The organism is Chitinophaga sp. (assembly GCF_039596135.1).
Classification (GTDB): Bacteria; Bacteroidota; Bacteroidia; order Chitinophagales; family Chitinophagaceae; genus Chitinophaga.
This window is the reverse complement of sequence record NZ_JBCNKH010000002.1, coordinates 335,402-353,920: the sequence shown is the minus strand read 5'-3', so window position 1 is coordinate 353,920 and position 18,519 is coordinate 335,402. Positions and strand designations below refer to the sequence as shown.

At 45.3% G+C, this 18,519-nt stretch carries 11 protein-coding genes; 2 read left to right on the top strand and 9 right to left on the bottom strand.

Annotated features, from left to right (window positions below; translation table 11 throughout):
• Positions 1-37: 37 nt before the first annotated feature.
• The 5 genes from ABDW16_RS03310 to ABDW16_RS03290 form a co-directional block, all read right to left on the bottom strand.
• Positions 38-1,612, bottom strand: a complete 1,575-nt coding sequence (locus ABDW16_RS03310; protein WP_343667694.1) for a RagB/SusD family nutrient uptake outer membrane protein — start codon at positions 1,610-1,612, stop codon at positions 38-40.
• 12 nt (positions 1,613-1,624) lie between these two features.
• Positions 1,625-5,044: a SusC/RagA family TonB-linked outer membrane protein gene (locus tag ABDW16_RS03305; protein WP_343667693.1), complete on the bottom strand. Its 3,420-nt coding sequence runs from the start codon at positions 5,042-5,044 to the stop codon at positions 1,625-1,627.
• 162 nt (positions 5,045-5,206) lie between these two features.
• Entirely contained in the window at positions 5,207-6,169 is a 963-nt protein-coding gene (locus ABDW16_RS03300) for a FecR domain-containing protein (RefSeq protein WP_343667692.1), read from the bottom strand.
• A 38-nt stretch (positions 6,170-6,207) separates the two neighbouring features.
• Complete coding sequence (locus ABDW16_RS03295; protein ID WP_343667691.1) at positions 6,208-6,795, bottom strand: RNA polymerase sigma-70 factor; 588 nt, start codon at positions 6,793-6,795, stop codon at positions 6,208-6,210.
• 143 nt (positions 6,796-6,938) lie between these two features.
• A complete protein-coding gene (locus tag ABDW16_RS03290) occupies positions 6,939-12,023 on the bottom strand; it encodes a PKD domain-containing protein (protein ID WP_343667690.1) in 5,085 nt (1,694 codons plus the stop codon).
• A gap of 83 nt (positions 12,024-12,106) precedes the next feature.
• Here ABDW16_RS03290 and dnaG point away from each other — a divergent pair, with 83 nt between their 5' ends.
• Positions 12,107-14,086, top strand: a complete 1,980-nt coding sequence (gene dnaG, locus ABDW16_RS03285) for a DNA primase (protein WP_343667689.1) — start codon at positions 12,107-12,109, stop codon at positions 14,084-14,086.
• Positions 14,087-14,180: 94 nt separating this feature from the next.
• On the opposite strand, the gene ABDW16_RS03280 is transcribed toward dnaG, so the two are convergent.
• The 3 genes from ABDW16_RS03280 to ABDW16_RS03270 all read right to left on the bottom strand — a co-directional run bounded on the left by ABDW16_RS03280 (position 14,181) and on the right by ABDW16_RS03270 (position 16,927).
• A complete protein-coding gene (locus ABDW16_RS03280) occupies positions 14,181-14,672 on the bottom strand; it encodes a dihydrofolate reductase (RefSeq protein ID WP_343667688.1) in 492 nt (163 codons plus the stop codon).
• A gap of 29 nt (positions 14,673-14,701) precedes the next feature.
• Positions 14,702-15,496: a thymidylate synthase gene (locus tag ABDW16_RS03275; RefSeq protein ID WP_343667687.1), complete on the bottom strand. Its 795-nt coding sequence runs from the start codon at positions 15,494-15,496 to the stop codon at positions 14,702-14,704.
• Positions 15,497-15,748: 252 nt separating this feature from the next.
• Positions 15,749-16,927 carry a proline dehydrogenase family protein gene (locus tag ABDW16_RS03270; RefSeq protein ID WP_343667686.1) on the bottom strand — a complete coding sequence of 393 codons (1,179 nt, stop codon included), beginning with the start codon at positions 16,925-16,927 and terminating at the stop codon, positions 15,749-15,751.
• A 201-nt stretch (positions 16,928-17,128) separates the two neighbouring features.
• On the opposite strand from ABDW16_RS03270, the gene ABDW16_RS03265 reads away from it, so the two are divergent.
• Positions 17,129-17,908, top strand: coding sequence for a DUF4974 domain-containing protein (locus ABDW16_RS03265; RefSeq protein WP_343667685.1), 780 nt, complete (start codon positions 17,129-17,131; stop codon positions 17,906-17,908).
• Here the strand turns inward: ABDW16_RS03265 and ABDW16_RS03260 are convergent.
• Positions 17,905-18,396: a hypothetical protein gene (locus ABDW16_RS03260; protein ID WP_343667684.1), complete on the bottom strand. Its 492-nt coding sequence runs from the start codon at positions 18,394-18,396 to the stop codon at positions 17,905-17,907. The genes ABDW16_RS03265 and ABDW16_RS03260 overlap by 4 nt on opposite strands.
• Positions 18,397-18,519 lie beyond the last annotated feature (123 nt).

Here is an 18,519-nt window from a genome sequence, read left to right as displayed (position 1 = left end):
CAGAAGCATTTTCGTTTGGCGGGGAATATTGACTAAATCACCATCCTGTGTTATTCGGCAATGCCGCCGTATTCACAGAAATTTCAGACTGCGGTACCGGCCAGAGATAATCGCGCGGATTGGTAAAATTCCTTGTCTCTATCACCACATTCTTACCATAATCAGAACGCGTAGCATCATAATTATTCAGGATACCATGCGTTACTCCCGGCATCACCGTCTCTGCTATTTTCCAGCGACGAATGTCGAAAATACGGTTATCTTCCATCGGGAACTCCACATGTCTTTCACGACGTACCACCTCTCTCAGTGCTGCCTGTGTAGGCGCAGTCGCCGCCGTTACAGCTGGCATACCTACACCCGGCCGTTGCCGCACCAGGTTGATGGCATCATATACAGACTGGTCGATCTGATTCAGTTCAATCTTCGACTCTGCATAAGTAAGCAACACCTCAGCATAGCGCATCAGCACCATATCATTGTAAGAGTTGCTATCCCAGTTACCATCAATATCAGCAGGCACATACTTCTTATAATAATAACCAGTGAAGGAGGCATTGTTTTTACCCAAAGCATCCAACCCATTCTTATTCGTCACATCAATCACCACACCATTCAGGGTATCGCCAGGTGTCACCACTACTTTCCTCAATCGTGGGTCACGATTTTTGAAAGGATTTGCCGCATCATACAGCGGTGACTGATCAATAGGCAAACCATCTGTACATTCATACGCATCTACCAGCGACTGCAAAGGTACTACCTGTGACCAGCCACCCATTGAAGGACCACCTACCCAGGTAGCCATCGCATTTGGATGTGTCGTCTTTACATAGCCCGCAGTCAGAATAAGTTCCAGGCTGCTCTTGTTCGTACCGTTAAACAAGCTGTTGTAGTTCGCATCGATCTGGTAATAGCCCAGATCCATCACCGCTTTGGCAGCAGTTGCTGCATTCGTATAGTCACCTTCGTACAGCAATGTACGTGCTTTCAGCGCCAACGCCGCACCACGGGTAATTCTACCCTGGTCAGCAGAGCCATAGGATATAGGCAGTGCCGGTGCAATCGCATCCAGTTCGTCTACTATCCATTTAGCAACGGTAGCGCGTGGTGTACGTGCCACAGAAAATTCGGCCGCTGTAGGCGTATGATCTCTGAACACTACATCCCCATACAATCCGATCAACTGCTGATAAGCATATGCGCGGATAAAACGGGCTTCCCCTTTCAGACGTGCTTTCAGGTCCGCATCCATCTTCACCCTGTCAATATTATCCATCACATCATTGCAGGTCGCAATCATACGATATAAATTACTCCAGAAGTTCGCGAATGTACCTGTACTGATAGAACCACTTCCGTTGCCTACCAGCCTTACATCACTTGGCCAGTCGCTCCAGCTGTAGCTATCATCGGTAGCACAGGAAATGAAGATACGGTTATCCACATCACCCAGACGGGAATAACAATTGTTCACAGCATTGGTGGCATCTGTAGCCGTAGCCCAATAAGTTGCCTGGCTGGTACTGGATTGTGGCTGATCGTCCAGTTGTTTATTACAACCGGCAAATGCGATTCCACCCAGCATGATTAATATCGATAATTTCTTCATGGCTTACTAAATTTAGAATGACACATTTAATCCGAAAGTGAAGGTCTTTACCTGTGGGTAATACCTGCTGTCGTTTGGAGATTCCGGATCTATATCATTAGGCAGTGAAGAGAAAGTAAGCAGGTTGGAACCACTTACATACACACGGCATCTGTCAAAACCTGACTTACCCAGGATGCTTGCTGGCAGGGAATATCCCAGCTGTACGTTTTTCAGGCGCAGGTACGCACCACTTCTTACCCAGTAGGAAGAAGCCTGGTAGTTCTGCGTCGTTGTGAGCAGTCTTGGAAATGCAGCACCTGTATTGGTAGAAGTCCAGCTATCCAGGTGTTCTTCTCTAAAATTACCATCGTTGCTGATAGGTGCTCTTTCGATCGGCATGGTCATGATATCTACCTTACCTACACCCTGGAAGAATGCAGAGAAATCGAAGTGTTTGTAGGATGCACCGAGATTGAAACCATATGTAAAGCGGGGCATGGTGTTACCAAGATAAACCATATCACCACCTTTGCTATCCAGTGCCTGTGTGATGGTACCATCCCCATTTATATCTTTGTAGATGAGGTCACCAGGGCCGGTAGTACCCACGGTCTGCTTAGCATGGCCAGCTACCTGTTCTGCTGTCTGGAAAATACCTTCTGATTTGTAACCATACAGTGCATTGATTGGCTGACCGGTTACATAGCCAGTGTAAATGTAGTTGGTGTTTGCACTGATCTGGTCAGTACCTTTTACATCCAGGATCTTGTTGTGTACATCAGAGATGTTGAACCCAACATTGTATTTAAATCCTTTGTCACCGATGGTGTTGTGGTAGTTCAGACCCAATTCCCAACCAATGTTCTGTACTTTGGCCGCATTCATAGCAGAAGCGCTCAGCCCTACAGAAGATGGAATAGGCAGTGTCATGAGAATGTTTTTGGTAGTTCTGTTATACCAGTCGAAAGTAACATCCAGTTTTTTCAGCACAGTCGCATCCAGCCCGATATCTGTCATGGTAGAAGTTTCCCAGGTCAGACCACTGTTTGGATAGATAGAAATACCTGCAGTGGGGTTCAGCACACCACCAAAAGGATAGCTACCATAGCTATATGTAGTCTGATAAGGATAATTGTAAGTAGTAGGATCATTGGCATTTACAATCACCCTGTCGTTACCTAACTGCCCCCATGAACCACGTAATTTCAGGTCATTCAGCCAGTTTACATCCTGCATAAATGATTCCTGTGATACTCTCCAGCCCAGGGAGAAGGAAGGGAATGTACCCCACTTCTGACCGTTCGGAAAGCGGGAAGAACCATCACGACGGATGTTCGCTTCGAACAGGTATTTCTCGTCGTAGTTGTAGTTCAATCTGCCAAAGAAGGATACCAGGTTATATTCCATAGCATAACCTGCTGTGCTCTGGCCGGATTGTTCACCACCATTGAGCTGTGTGGTACCAGTTGCGAGATTCTTTCTGAAACCGTTCAGGTAATCGGTGGTTTCATTCAGTTGTGAAGCACCGCCTAACAGTTTGAAGTAATGTTTACCTAATTGTTTGGTGTATTCTGCTAATCCCTGGAAGTTTCTGAACCAGTAACCCTGTGATTCCTTGGTGAGGTCATTCTGTCCTAACTGCAGGATAGTGGAATTAGTAGGATGATCAGTATAGTAATTCAGCGTCTTATCGCGGAGGGAGTTGTAATCAGACTGGTAGTTCACTGCTGCTGTACCTGTCAGTTTCAGCCCTTTGGCCAGGTCATAGACACCTTTGAAGTTGCCGGAGAACAGGTTGCTCTTGTAATTGTACAATCCACCTTCTTCCTGTAAGCGAATCGGGTTCTGGCCACCTCTTACTATGCCCCAGGTACCATCTTTATATTTGTTCACCGTGAGTGGATTGATCACTGCACCCTGGCCAAACTGGTACCATGCGGAACCAGATACACCCTGTGGTTCATTTCTGTCATTCAGGCGGGCAGAGATGTCTGCACTGAATGTCAGTCTTTTCGTCACATTGATATCTGTGTTCAGGCGTACGGTGATCCTGTTGAAGTCCATGTTGGAGATCAGACCTTTCTGATCGAAATAGTTAGCAGAGAAATGGTATTTCACATTTTCAGAGCCCCCTGCTACACCCAGGCTATGTTCCTGTTGAAACCCGCTACCGGTCAGGATTTTTTTCAACCAGTAGTTGTCGGGATAAAGATCGGTATCACGGTTAGGGTCGTCGTAAGCAGCAATCTGTGCATCAGAATAAACCGCAGCGCCACCTGTGTTGATAGCTGACTGGTTTACCAGTTTCATGAAGTCTTTTGCACCTACGTATTTTGCAAGACGGGCAGGATTCTGCCAGCCGAAATAGTTGGAATAGCTCACCTTCGCTTTGCCGGTGGCACCTCTTTTGGTAGTGATGAGGATTACACCATTTGCAGCTCTCACACCATAGATAGCAGCGGCAGCAGCATCTTTCAATACAGAATAAGTAGCAATATCATTGGCATCCACATCGTTCATGCTCATCTGCACGCCATCTACGAGTACCAGCGGATCAGTGTTGTTCAGTGTACCCACACCACGAATCTTAATAGTACCCTGGTCTACACCTGGCTGACCGGAAGCAGTGGTAACGGTTACGCCCGGGGCCACACCCTGCAGTGCGGTAGATACCTGACCTACGGGTTTGGCGCTGATTTCCTTACCATCTATGGCGGTCACCGCACCTGTGAGGTTTACTTTTTTCTGTGTACCATAACCTACTACAACAACTTCTGACATACTTGTTACATCTGGTACCAGCTTGATGTTGAAGGTAGTGCCCCCGTTTACAGGTACTTCCTGTTTTACATACCCGATAAAGGAGAATTCCAGAATCGCAGTAGCATCAGGCACATTCAATTTCCAGGCACCGGTAGCATCGGTAGTGGTACCAGTGGTGGTGCCTTTTACCAGTACGGTTACACCTGGAATAGGTTGTCCTTTATCGTCGGTTACCACACCTGAAACTGGTATGGCTCTCAGCGAGGTAGCAGTGATGATATCAGGAGCGAGGGAAGAAGAAGCGATGGTGTTTAAATCGCCATTTGAAGTAGTTGGCGTAGCAGGTTCATCGTCCTGCGCAAAGATGATATAGAAACCATCTCCGAGTTTTTTATAACGCAGTTTGTTAGGAACGGTGATAGTTTTCAGCTCATCTTCGAGTGAAGCTGTGCTTTCTTCTACGTTCGACAACTGCAATTTGGCCAGCTTGCTTTTGTACATGAAGTGTACATTGTACTTGAGCTCCAGCCTGTCAAGAACTGTTTTCAGCGATTTTGTCTGTGTTCTTTCGAGAGGAGCAGTGCCGGATTTTCCCAGCATAGCCAGGTCCTGGGCACTGGCAGGTATGTTATTTAAGCATACCATGCCCATAGCCGCCATAAAGGCACTAACGAACTTCTTGTTCATGTGAGTGTGATTTGTGTTACTTTACTTAAAAGTCATAGGAAGTCCTGCTCCGCTAATGAGCGAATGTGCTACGGCCTTTAAGCATGAATGAAATAAAAGCGCTGTTACTGTTGCATGCTGTTGTACACCAGCATACATCTCTTACGGCATTGGTAGTTTTTCTTACTCTTTATCTATTATTACCTTGTTGTTTTCCTTTGTGATTTTTACATGAAATAGTTCTGATAAACCTTCCAGCAACATATCCATATGCTGACCGGGTACAGTGCCGGTGAACTGCTGGTGTAACAGAGAGGAGTCCCTTATCTCTACAGTTACGCCATAGGTATCTTCCAGTTGCTGTGCCAGCTGGGCGAAGGTGGCGTTTTCAAAATGAAGATTGCGCTTAGTCCAGGAAGAATAGGTCAATGTATCGGCATGCTTCCTCAGCACAGTCTTTTGCTGCTGTTTGAATTCAACCAGGTCTCCCGGCTGCATAACGATTGACTTTCCAGGTTCTTTACTGCTGTGCAGGCGAACTTTACCTGTATTGAGCACTACCTGCATACGACCATGTCTGTCAATCAGGTTGAATGTGGTACCTAATACTTCTACCTGCACCTGGCTGGCGGTATTGACCAGGAAAGGACGTGGAACGGGAGATTTCTGAACGGAGAACCAGGCTTCTCCTTCTATCCAGACTTCCCTGTTTTTCGCGTGTTCCCAATTATCGTAATAGCGTAATGTGCTGTTGGCATTCAGGGTAATTACAGATTGATCTGGTAATACTACGGTTCGCAGTTCTCCATAAGCTGTATGAATTACTTTAAGCTGTTGATAATGATAAAAGGATATGCCTGCATAGGTCATCACGATCAGCCCTGCGGCGACCGCGGCTACTTTCAGCAGGGTGTGGATGCGGCGCCGGGGCTTATACGCAATAGTATTCATAACTGTTTCGTATAGCGCCGGGGGCGCGACTACATCGCTCCCTTCTCCTTCTTCCAGGTCACGCATAATCGATTCTTCCAGGTACTTTTTACCCTCATCAGTAGAGAACCATTCCAGTACAATCCTGTATTCTTCGGGTGTACATTGATCCTGTCTGAACTTTTGTAAAAGATGCTGGTCGATAAGCGGCTTCATATATAGTACTACACCTGAAGTTTAAAAAAGTATTATGTCTAAGAAAAAAAAAGTTTGTAAACGATTACAGAGAGGAGAAAAAGAAGCTTTAAAACAGATTTCAATGCCTTGCTGGCTTGTGAATACTGGAACTTGACGGTATTGATACTCAGCCCTAAGCGCTGGGCTACTTCTTCGTTGGAGAGGCCCTGTTCTGACTTCATTTTAAAGATATGTTTCTTTTGGGCAGACAGGCTGTTGATAGCAGTATCCACTGCTTTTTTATAATCGTTGAATATAACAGCGGATTCGGTTTCCTGGTGAATTTCGCCTGCATTGTAAGTGATCTCATAGTTCCTGACAAGCATACGCTTATTGTTCCTGATAAGGTTCAGAATATAGAATTTGAGTGTTTTGAAGAGGTAATTGCGTACACCCTGCAACGGATCGAGTGCGTCTCTGTGCGTCCACAGTCTGACGAACGTTTCGTGCACAGCATCTTCAGCAGCGGCTGCGCTTTTCAGGTATTTGAATGCTACGCTGTACAGTAACTGGTGATAAGTAGCATACAATTCCTCAAATGCGGAGTGATCGCCGTTCTTCAGACGCGTGGCCAGAAATTGATCGGTGTTGATTTTTGATTCCATTCCGTGATAGATAAAATTAGGCTGGTTATGGAACTTTATTAAATGTAAAATTACCCATTACAGGTATTTTTTTATCTCGGAGGGGGTTTGGGGGTTGATTATAAAGGGATTACCCCAGCTATGGCCGGAGTAATCCCTTCTACTTATTGGAGGACAATAGTGAGTACTTTTTTAGCACCGTAGCCGGTTACTTCTACCATGTAGAAGCCTTTGGACTGGGTAGACAAGTCCAGTAACTGTTGTTGCTGGATGGTAGTGGTGCTGTACACCAATACGCCTTGTATATTATATACCTTCACCTGTACCTTTTCGGAGAGTGGGTAACCGAATTTGAGGTACACAGGTCCGTCAGACGGGTTCGGGTAAGCACTCACTGTATTGCTTCCGAGGGAGACATTAGTAACAGCGGTGATTACCACAGAACGGGCATCTGAGATGCTGGTACAGCTCTCACCATTCAAAGCAGCTACTTTGTAAGCGCCATTGGCTCTTGCACGGATGGCAGCATTTGTAGCGCCGGATATGGCCACATCGTCTTTGTACCATTGCAGGTCGTAGCTGCTGCTGGTGAAGAGGCTATCGCCTGCCTGGGTGATGACGGGTTGTGGCGGCTGGTTGATGATAGTGAAGGTGCCAGACCAGGTAGTGGTGTCAGCCGGTGAGCTGGATACCACTCTAACAGTATAGTTAGAAGCACATGCAAGCGCATCTGGTATTGCTACTGACAGACTGGAAGGATCAGTGCTTTTGATGGTGCCAAGGATGATCACTTCATTATCTGTGAGGGTACGGCCACCAGGATCTTTGATAGTGAGTTCAACGGTGAATTCGTTGTCATTGTTAAAGGTGGTGTTGCCAAAATCAGCGGAAACATCCAGATCTTCGGCACCAGCAGCAGGTGGTACGATGGTGGCTTTAGCAGGCGGTGCATAAGTGACAACCGCACTGTATCTGCATCCATACTGAGAAGCCACTGAAACGGTGTATGTACCTGCACCATCTGGAATAATAAACCAGGTAGTGGCAGGCAGTGCTACCCCATCTTTAGACCAGTTTACCGTAAAGGAGGAAGGATCATAATCGACAGGAGGATGTGCAACGATCGTATCCTTTATACTATACACCGCTTCAGCAGTAACAATATATGGGCTCCGTACCCTGACGGTCACTGTATCTGAAGCCCCCATACTATTGTAAGTTCTGAGATTGACGACAGCCTGATAGGTACCAGGTGCGGAATATTGATGTACAGAGTCTGTCCCTGATGTACCGTCGCCATAATCAAATTTCCAGGATATCAATGAATCGGCTCTCTTATAATAATCAAAATCTGCCTTGAACTTCCATTTACTTGAATCGCAGGAGATGACAGGGGTAACATTCGTAAATGTTGCCGTTGCATCATAGATAAGCATCCAAAGAATGGTATCCCGTGCTTTGCAGCCATAACGGTTAGTTACCTCTACTGCATAGTAACCATCATTAAGCGGATAGATGGCAGAGCCAATATCAGCCAGTTCTACGCCATTCCTGTACCATTTGTATAAATAGGTATCAGATGGCGAAGCCACTGCTACCTTATTACCACTAACCTTCAATGTCGGGTCGAATGGTTGTGGTGCAGATGAGATAGTATACGGTAATGTTAAATAAGTGTAGCCACAGTCATTCACCAAATTGCAATAATAGGTGCCGGTATTTTTAATAATGATTGAACGGCTTGTATCTCCTGTAGACCATTTAATACCAGTTCTTTTTCCAACCCCTTCATTTTGCGCAAAATTCAACGTAACCTCGTTCGTACAAGGAACGGTGTCGAGATACAGGAATCCGGTTACGTTACCGGGTGAATAGAATGTTTGTGATGCCTTTGCAGAATAACCATTTTTTGTCGTGATAGTAAAGTTTATGGTATATGTACCCTTGTAAGGAAAAGCCTTGACCAGGTTCTGACTTCTGCTATATGAACCATCTTCGAAATTGTAAATGATGTTGCGTATAGTGTCACCTGGTGCTAGCTCGCTATAGCTACCAGCCAATGTAACTACAGAGGAATCACATGCGCTTGGAGTAATTGTAAATGATGCAATCAATTTTTTGGTGACTGCAATTGTATTAGAATACTTCGAACATCCTGTATCTCTTACTGTTACGCCATAAATTGCTCCATTCTGCAAATCTGTAAGGTAAGATTTGTTGCCCACACCCACTGGAACTGCACCCATATTCCACATGTAAGTATAAACAGTGGTGTCGTTGGGTGTACAGAAGATTGTATCTATTGTAGCATTAATTCGAATGACTGGTGTAAATGGAGTCAGGTTTACTGTAATACTATCCTGTAGGTAGGCTTTGCCACAGCTATCCTGAAGGGATACATAATACGTACCGCTGGTGATAGCAGTATATGAATTTCCTACAAATGAATTATTCCATACTACTTTGTAAGGAGTCGATGCTGATACAATTGTACTTAAGTAAGCTGTATCACGACAAGGATTAATGCCGTTATTATTCACCTTCAATGAAAGCGGTACCACTTCCTGTGATTCATTGACTGTAGTTGTTAATCCATAAGCTGTCGTAATTGTCAATTGGGCTTGTATAAGCCCTCCTTCCAGCAGTTTTACAGTCAGCCTGTTTGTCCGGGAGGTGTCTTTTCCTGCTACCCAATAATAGGATACAACACTGTCTCCATATGGTAAAGACGGCGTAACAGTGAAGTCGTAGGTATTCAAACCACAGGCTGCTGGTAATTTGGATATTGAATAGGCCAACTTTTCACCGGGAGCGATATAAGTCAGCGGTAAGGAAGTCTTGTAACAGGAATCTGTCTTAAATGCTTTAACCTTGTAAATACCGCTTTTGGTTGGATAAGGTGCTGTTGTACCTGTACCTACCAGTGTATCATTTCTAAACCAGCTATAAGTATAGTTAAGATTTGCAGAAAGGACCTGCAGAGTATCGCCTGCCTGGAAAATTGCAGGTTGTTTTACCTGATCCAGCACCAGGTGCACAGAATCAATTGCGCGGATATTACCACAGGTATCTTTCAATGTAACGATGTAGGTATCTGAGGAATCAGCAATTACCATACCCTCTTTGTAAGTTCTTCCTTTGTTCCAGGAAATGAAGTATTTGCCGGCAGGCGCATTGGTAGTAGCGTCCAATATGGCGCTGACATTACAATCAGCGATCGTTCCTATAGCCGCCCTCAACGTCCATCCTTCAGCATTGATATATTTAGCCACGGATGCAGTATCGCCGGTAGTGAAAGTAGCAGTTACCCGTAGGATATTCACCCCGGAATCAAGTGCCAGTACAGGATTTTTCTCAGCTGATACTATTTTCCCATTTAAAGTCCATTTATACGCCTGTATACTGTCTGTAGCTCCGACAAAGGTACAGCTGATCGTTTGTGGATCGCAGTTGACACTCTTATAATTGAAGCCGGCTCCTGGTGCATAAATTACACTCGCACTGCTTTCACAATTATGCTGCGAAGACACTGAAACGGTATATGTACCCGCATCATCAGGAACAATAAACCAGGAGTTGCCAGGCAATGCTATGCCATCTCTTGACCAGCTTACAGTAAATAGAGAACGATCATAACCAACAGGTGGATGTGCAAAGATTGTATCCTGTATACCACTCACTTTTTCAGCGGTAACAACAGATGGCATCCGTACCGTTACAGTCACAGTATCTGAAGCGCCCATACTACTGTAAGTTCTGAGGTTTACGATAACATGATAGGTACCTGGTGCCGTATACTGATGTATAGAGTCCATACCTGATATACCATCACCATAATCAAATTTCCAGGACTGTATAGAGTCTGCCTTCTTATAGTAACCGAAATCGGCCTTGAACTTCCACTTGCTTGAATCGCAGGCGATAACAGGGGTAGCATTCGTAAACGTTGCGGTGGCATCATATACAACCGCCCATAACATAGTATCCCGCGCTACACACCCCGTAGCGTTAGTTACTTCTACCGCATAGTAAGCTTCAGTAGGCGGATAAATGAAATAGTCAACATTAGGCATAAGTACGCCATTCCTATACCATTTGTAACTATAGGATGAAGATGGCGACATCACAAATGTCTTATCGCCCAAATTCGTCAATGTTACCTTAAAGTCTTCTGAACAATGCGGCTTCAACTTCACCCGAATTGTCTCTCTGACAATTTCATTACCATACTGCATGTCCACCACATATAAACCGGAGTCTTTAGTTATCAGCACAGGGTTTGACTTATCAATCTCCTGATTGTCGTCAGGAAGTGTCCAGGTAGCAGTAGCCAGTGTATTGACAGAGGTTAGCCTTAGCGTATCACCATATAAAATGGTGGTGTCTTTTCCATTCCAACTATCGAATTTTAAATATGTTGCAGGCATCGTTCTCGTGCCTGTAACAACAGTATCACACCCCGTTCCCCATCCTTTCGGAATAGTAGCCCTGAAGGTAACATTGAGATTTTTCCCCAATACGTCTGCTCCTTTATACCAGACATAATTTGTTTCCTTCAGGGTATCGGCAGTCGCCCCAGCTCCCCAGTCAACCTTATATTTTGTTCCTGACGGAAATGGAGTTAATGCTCCCCAATCGATCTTCAGTGAATCTGAATTGAGATTGTAAAAATTGACAACCGGGTCCCCGATTGTCAATGCCCAGTATGACTTTGTAAAAGTGATTGAATCTTTCACAGTCATTCCGCACTGATTCAGGGTGAGTTTGTAAATAGCGTACGCACTATTGGCGGTGATAGCCGATGCCGTCGACCCGGTAGACCATAGATAGGTAGCAGGAAAGATCCCGGTCGCATCTGCATACCCCTGGTTAGAAAGCTGCACCGCCCCGCAGGCAGCATAGAGGGAAGGAATGCCGAAATCAATGAAAGGGTAAATGTTAATGGCTTTACTATTTCCACTTTCGGTAGTCGAATCTATATTTCCATTCACATCTGTGACAACCAGACTAACCACATATTTCCCCCTGTTAGTAAAAGTATGGGTTGGGTTTTGTTCAGTTGAAAAGGTACCATCTCCAAATTTCCAATACCAGGATTTAACCTGGCCGGTACTCTGATCAGTAAAATGTACAGTTCGTTGTGGGTAACACAATTCAGCGGAATCCACTGCATAGTGGGCTGACAATGTTTGTGCTGATAAATATGTCCCAAAACAGAGCAATACAAACAATAGTAAAATTCTTCTCATTTATATATAGGGATTATTAACTGAATATGATTCAAATATACAATATACTAGGGGACCCGGCCTAAAAATCCTAACTTTGCCCCGTGATTTCGCAACAAACCATACAACAAATCCTCGCCCGCATCGACATTGTAGAGATCGTCGGCAATTTCGTAAAGTTGAAAAAGAGAGGCGCCAACTATCTTGGCCTCTGCCCTTTTCACAACGAAAAAAGTCCGTCTTTTACCGTCACGCCCAGCAAGGAGATTTATAAATGCTTTGGTTGCGGGGCCAGTGGTAATGCCATCAAATTCCTCATGGAGCATGAAAAATACTCCTATGTGGAAGCCCTGAGATGGCTCGCCCAGCGCTACGACGTGACTGTTGAAGAAACGGAAGTCAGCGCAGAAGTCAAGCAACAGCAGCAACTGGCCGATAGCCTGTATATTATTAACAACTTTGCCAGGGAATACTTCTCCAATACACTCTTTAATACCGACGAAGGTCAGAACGTAGGTCTCAGCTACTTCGAGGAACGAGGTTTCACACAGGAAACCATCCGCAAGTTCCAGCTGGGCTATAGCCTGAATGTATGGGACGCCTTCACCAAAACCGCCCTCGCCAAAGGCTATAACCTGGAATACCTGCAAAAAACAGGGCTGGTCACCGTGAGGAATGAACAACCCGGCGATAACTACAGGGGCAGGGTGATCTTTCCCATCCATAACCAGAGTGGTAAAGTATTAGGGTTTGGTGCGCGTATCCTTGTCAAAAACGACCGTGCCCCCAAATACGTCAACTCCCCGGAAAATGAGATCTATGTCAAAAACCGGGTGTTGTATGGTACTTACTTTGCCCGCCACGCTATCGACAAACTGAATGAATGCCTGCTGGTGGAAGGGTATACCGACGTCATTTCGCTACACCAGGCCGGGATTGAAAACGTAGTGGCCTCCAGCGGTACCTCCCTTACGCAGCACCAGCTACGCCTCATTAAGAAATATACCAACAACCTGACCATCCTTTTCGATGGTGACAATGCCGGTGTAAAAGCGGCCTTGCGTGGGTTGGATATGGCTATTGAGGAAGGACTGAATGTGAAGCTGGTGTTGATACCTGATAAGGAAGACCCGGATAGCTATGTACAAAAAATAGGCGCCGATGCCTTCCGGCAATTTATTGCGGAAAATAAACAGGACTTCATCCTGTTTAAACTGCAAATTTCCATGCAGGATGCCGGTAACGATACCACCCGGAAATCTCAGCTGGTAAATGAAATTGCAGAGACGATCGCCAAGATTGATAAGACGGAAGACTTTACCAAACAACAGGATTACATCCGCCAGTGCAGCCAGGTACTGAAGATTGATGAACAGGGGCTGATCAACCTGGTAAATAAATTCATCAGGGAAAAGTTGCAAAAGAAAGAGCAACAGTTTTCCAGGGATCAGGAGAAAAATGCACCTGCCCCCGATGATGACCTTTCGCCGGAAGCTATTGCTGCCATGGAAGCGATGGAGAATGGTGGTGTGGTATCGGACAACTTCTTTAACCCCGATGAAAGACAGGAAAGAGAACTGGTGAAAATACTGCTCCGCTTTGGCGACAAACCATTTAGTGAAGAAGATAAAAATACCGTAGCTGATTATATTTTCCACCTGCCATATGATTTTGAATCACTGGCAGATAATGAGATTGTGAAACGCATTCTGAGAGAATATAAACAGATGTATGACGAGGATAGCCTGCCTGATAAGAAATGGTTCCTGTATCACAGCGATCACGATGTAACTGCGATGGTGGTGCAGATTATGGAGGATAAAGAAGCAGAGCTGAGTCCTAAATGGAAAGAAGAGTTTGAGATTGAAACAGTGTATGGAGATAATGCTTACCTGAAGGATACCATCTCGACTACAAATTATCTTATGCTACGAAAGATACGGAAGATGATTATAGAGAACCAGCAGGAGATGGAAAGAACGACGGATTTTGAGGTGCAGATCAATTGTATAAATATGCATAAACATTTGAAACAGTTAGAGAGTGAGTTGACGAATGGATTGGGGACGGTGATATTCAGATAAAGATAGATATTCAATATTCCAAAAAGGGCTTATACCTTCGGTATAAGCCCTTTTTTGGGTATTAAAGTTTATGAGTATTGGTATAAGACCAGTTCTATTTCTCCCGCTCCCACACCTGAAATGTCAGCGCATGTGCATGCCTTTCATCCTTCTCATGCCTTTCATTCTTCACCAGTTTCCACCCGGTCGGATCAAATGCCGGGAAATAAGTATCCCCTTCTACTTCCGCATGCACCCTTGTCAGGTACAACCGATCTACTATTGGCAATGCCATCCTGAAGATCTCCCCTCCTCCCGTAATGAAAATCTCCTCTGTACCAAAGGTCTTCGCCTTTTCAATACCCGCTTCCAGCGAAGGTACCACAATCAACCCCGGGCTGGAATAACCCTGCTGACGGGTAATCATGATATTAGGTCTGCCTGGCAGCACCTTTCCTAATTCTTCAAAAGATTTACGCCCCATGACAATTGGTTTCCCCATTGTCATGTCTTTAAAATATTTCATATCCACCGGCAGGTGCCAGGGTAAATGATTATGAATGCCGATTACATTATTTTCTGATGCAGCAACGATAATAGAGAGCATGTAGAGATTTTAATAAAGGAAAAACGAACTTATACAGCTACCGGCGCTTTGATATGAGGATGGAACTGGTAGTTTTCCAGTTCGAAATCTTCATATTCAAAGGAGAAGATATCCTTTTTGTCAGGGTTAATCTTCATTTGTGGTAGTGGATAAGGTGTACGGCTCAGCTGCAGCTTTGCCTGTTCTATATGATTGCTGTACAGGTGTACGTCGCCGAAAGTATGTACAAAATCACCTGGTTCCAGGTCACAAACCTGTGCGATCATCATGGTAAGGAGCGCATAGGAGGCAATGTTGAAAGGAACCCCCAGAAATACGTCTGCACTGCGCTGGTAGAGCTGGCAGCTGAGGCGGCCATCTGCTACGTAAAACTGGAACAGGCAGTGGCAGGGGCTCAATGCCATCTCTGGCAGGTCCGCCGGGTTCCAGGCAGTTACGATAATACGACGGGAATCAGGATTCTTTTTGATGGTGTTGATCGCGTCGCTGATCTGGTCAATGACTTTGCCATCTTTTGTTTCCCAGCTACGCCATTGTTTACCATATACAGGTCCGAGATCGCCGTTTTCATTCGCCCATTCATCCCAGATCCTTACACCATTGTCTTTCAGGTATTTGATATTGGTATCGCCCTTCAGGAACCAGAGCAGTTCGTAGATGATGGATTTCAGGTGCAGCTTTTTGGTGGTCACCAACGGAAAGCCTTCCTGGAGATTAAAACGTAACTGAGCTCCAAAGCAGCTGATAGTTCCTGTACCAGTACGGTCGGTTTTTACGGAGCCGTGGTCCAGGATATGTTGGAGTAAGTTGAGGTATTGTTCCATTTGGCAAAAGTAAGGAAAAAAGAATCGCTTCCGCCGTGGGGATAGCATAGCTTCACTACCAAAAGGGTACTATAAGGTCACCAAAAGGTCACTTCAATATCCCGGGGATAATGAGGTGACCTTTTGGTGATCTTTTGGTGCTAAGATAGCACTAAGGGCATGCTATAGTTATACCCTCTTTTGGAGGGGGGAAATAAAAAGCCCCCGCCTGGGCAGGTGGGGGCTTTATGTAGTTTTATACCAGGAATAATGTTACAACCCTCTTCTCTTCATTTCCTTACGCAGCAACCCCAACTCCCGGCCCATTTGCCCGGAGATAGAAGTATTTTCCTGTGCACGGCGAATAAGGTAGGGCATCACATCCTTTACAGGGCCATAAGGCAGGTACTTAGATACACGATAACCGGCATGTGCCAGGTTGAAAGTAATGTTGTCGCTCATTCCGTACAATTGGGAAAAGCTGACATGCGGGTGTTGATGAGGCAGATTTTGTTGTTCCAGCAGCCGGGCCCCCAGCATACTGCTATCTTCATTGTGGGTGCCAATGAAAACGGCCAGTTTATCCAGGTGTTGCATGCAGAAGTCTACCGCGGCATTGTAATCAGCGTCGGTAGCTGCTTTGTTCGGTTGGATGGGGGAAGGATACCCCATTTCTTCAGCGCGTTTGCGCTCTTTTTCCATATAGGCGCCTCTTACCAGTTTTGCACCCAGCAGGTAACCCTGTTGTTGTGCTTTCTGCAGTGAAGCTTTTAAAAACTCCAGCCGATCGTGACGATACAGCTGGAAAGTATTGTAGATAATTACTTTTTCTTTGTTGAACTGTGCCATCAGCATATCGGCCATATCATCTACCGGTTGCTGGATCCAGCTTTCTTCTGCATCTATGAGCAGTCCTTTGTTATACCTGGCGGCAGTTGCAGCAATGGTCTGGATGCGCTTTGTCACCCTGTCGAACTCCGCTTTTTCTTCGCTGGTAAGGGATTCGCCGGCATGCATTTTTTCCAGCAGGGAAATGCGGGCAAAACCGGTTACCTTGATGGCAATGAATGGAATACTGGATTTGTTGCCGGCATATTCGATGGCCCGGATAAACTCGGGTAATGCATGGTCGTAGTTTTCCTCTCCTTCCATGGCTTCTACTCCATAGTCCAGGGCAACACCTACATGGTATTTATCAAGGGTTTCAGCGGTACGGGCCGCTTCTTCCAGGTTTTCGCCGCCACAGAACTGATCGAAGATGGTATGTTTGATAATTCCCTTAATGGGTAAATGCATCTTAAAGGCTAAGGGCGTGAGGGCTGCTCCCAGCTTTACCAGCCAGGGCTTACCTATGTTACTAAACAGGAAGTCAGCTTTTTTTAATGCTTTATCCGTTCTGGATTCAAAGGCGATAGCGGTATTCTCAAATGACAAAGGTTGCTGCTTTTCCATGGGGCGCAAAGTTAAGGTGCCACCTAACATCAACAACAGTAGAAGTTCCCTGCTTGTCGTCAGGTTTAGATAATATCAAAACAAGTGAAGTTTTAATTAAATAAATTGATAATAAAGGGATGATTTTTATTTGATCCCAATGGGGATACGGCCTATAATTTTTTCTTTATTTTTATACCTTCATCAAACTCAATATTCCCAGTGCCTTCAAACTCAAAGTCCAGCAAGTGGCTGTATATCATTATCGTACTTATTTTATGTGGCACCACAGCCGGCATGTGGTATTTCAAACCGGGAAAGAAGCCAGCGCTGGCGTCGTTCAGGGAGGCGCAGGTAAATTATAACCCGCACGAGGGCACTCAGGGCAACCGTACCCGGTTCACCCTGCCCGATAGTACAGAGGTCCTGCTGAATGGGAAATCGACCGTGCTGGTGCCTGATAATTACGCGCAAACACATACTTTACTGCTGGATGGGGAAGCCTGGTTCAATTCCCCACATGAACTGAAGGTGATCACCAATATTCTCACTATTACCAATACAGCTGCTGCTTCGTTCAGAATCCGCTGCTTTGAAGCGCAACAGGGTGCTACCGCCTACCTGGGTAGCGGTACAGTACAGGTAGCTAAATCCTATCATTCCACTACCGACAACCAGGCAGAAACACTGAGTATTGGCAATATGGTGCTGGCCAATAAAGAAATAGACCTGATGGAAAAAGAAACCTATCAGCCTGCAGAGCTGGATCGCTGGCTCAAAGGGGAGCTGACTTTTTCTAAAGTACCGTTTATGAATGCCATGCATACACTGGAAGAGTGGTATGGTACGGAAATCTATGTAGATGGAGATGTGTCGGCATTGCCGGCTGTGGATGGGAGTTTCCCAAACCAGTCATTGGACCAGGTGTTACAGTCCATGCAAAAAGCAATGCATTTTTCTTATCAGTTCAAAGGAGACAGGGTAAAAGTGAAGGTGAATTAGTTTTCCTTCATCCAGTTCAGGGTGTCTTCCAGGGCATCTGCCAGTACAGGCACGGCATCGATCACCACGGTAATCTTATTGCTCACACGGTCCTGGGTATCAAAAGCCGCATACTGCAGGGTAAATCTTTTTCCCTGTAGCTTTTCTGGTATACCAATGATGATGGCATCATCCCCGTAATTACCTATTTTGTACAGGATCCTGGTACCTACCACCTGCACAAAATACCCCGCCAGGAATCGGTCCTGTGGATTGGGATAAATGTACACATACTGGTTATCCACCGTACTGTGAATACCGGTGAGTAAAACAGGGGCCTCCGGACTGGCCGAAGGAACTGGAAATCCTCCTCTGGAGCAGGTACCATAGCCTACCGCCAGCACCTTTTTCTCATCTACATCCTCAAAGAAGGATATCAGCTTTTCAATATAACAGGCAAGCATCAACATACAACTTGCCAGTGCGCCGAATAAGATTAACGTATTCATAGAGGAGGGTTGTAGTACAAACTTACTTTTGCGGACAATGATTTTTAGGGATAAACTACTAAACGGTGGACGAAAGAAGCATTTAGAAACTGACTACTAAGATATTATAAAATTATCAAGTTA